We start from the raw sequence: 513 nt of genomic DNA, 5'->3' as shown, positions 1-513 counted from the left end.
GACTGGAACCCGTCACCGCCGGCGAATTGCGGATCGGCGGTCGCCGCGTGAACGAGATGCCGCCGGCCGACCGCAAGATCGCGATGGTCTTCCAGTCATACGCGCTCTACCCGCACATGTCGGTCTACAAGAACATGGCCTTCGGCCTGAAATTCGCCAAGACCAACAAGGTGGAAGTCGATCGTCGCGTCCGGCAGGCGGCGGAGATTCTCAAGCTTTCCGCTCTCCTCGACCGCAAGCCGCGGGAATTGTCGGGCGGTCAGCGACAGCGCGTCGCGATCGGGCGTGCCATCGTGCGGGAGCCCAGCGTCTTTCTTTTCGACGAACCGCTATCCAATCTCGACGCCGCTTTGCGCGTCAACACGCGCTTGGAGATCGCCAAGCTCCACCGCGACTTGAAGGCGACGATGATCTACGTCACCCACGATCAGGTGGAGGCCATGACATTGGCGTCCAAGATCGTCGTGATGAATCACGGTCGTATCGAGCAGGTCGGCGCGCCGCTTGACCTCT

The 513-nt window shown here is 62.2% G+C and carries 1 protein-coding gene; it reads left to right on the top strand.

Annotated elements, in window-relative coordinates:
• Nucleotides 1-513 (top strand): ABC transporter ATP-binding protein (locus AC1DT3_RS23930; protein WP_477467626.1); only part of this gene is annotated, 513 nt, incomplete at both ends.

The sequence above is a fragment of the Microvirga sp. P4_G7 genome (genome assembly GCF_056401005.1).
The sequence above is the reverse complement of the archived record's forward strand: the minus strand, read 5'-3'. Positions and strand labels throughout refer to the sequence as shown.